At 41.2% G+C, this 721-nt stretch carries 1 pseudogene; it reads left to right on the top strand.

Going from position 1 to position 721, the window contains the following annotated elements:
* A pseudogene (locus ACFIL3_RS10805) lies at nt 1–721 on the top strand (hypothetical protein); the annotation flags it as partial.

The following is a 721-nucleotide window of genomic DNA, read 5'->3' as shown; positions in this document are numbered from 1 at the left end:
TCTTCAAATTAGCAAAGGCAAAGATAATAATAATATAAAATTTGATCTAGCTAAGGATATTGCAGTCAATAAAGTAACTGCAGGAAACAGTACCTTAGATGCAACGGGCTTAGTGATTTCTGGTGGACCGAAAATAACAACGGGTGGTATTGACGCTGGTAGTAAGAAGATAACAGGCATTCAAAATGGCGCACTCACAGCAGAATCGACCGAAGCGGTCAATGGTTCCCAACTTTTGGCAACAAATACTGAAATTAATGAAGTAAGAGACAGTATTCTTGTTAAGCAAGTAGCAGAGATGGCTTTGACGCGCAGTCTCCGTGATGGAGGAACGGGCCTTATCACTATTGGTAAGGGAACAGGTGGTACCGAAATCAGTATTCTAAATAAGGATAATGGAGGGCGGAAACTTTCCGGTCTACTTGGCGGGACAATCAATGAAAATTCAGACGAAGCTGTAAGTGGTTCTCAGCTTCATACCCTAGGGAGCAGTGTTGCATCTTATTTCGGTGGTGGTGCTGACTTTGGAAATGGAAACTCAGTAGGTCCTACTTTTAAGATTAAAACTTTCGATACTGATGGAGAGGAAAAAAGAGAGAGTTATCAGAATGTAGCGGATGCGTTTGAGGGTGTTAATACGGCTCTCACGAATGTTCAGAATAAATTGACTGAACAGGTTAATAATGTGATTACCAAAGTGGAAAGCGAAAGCTTTGTTCAG

Source organism: Bartonella sp. CE47NXGY (assembly GCF_042195415.1).
Classification (GTDB): domain Bacteria; phylum Pseudomonadota; class Alphaproteobacteria; order Rhizobiales; family Rhizobiaceae; genus Bartonella.
This window is presented reverse-complemented; position numbering and strand designations above follow the sequence as displayed.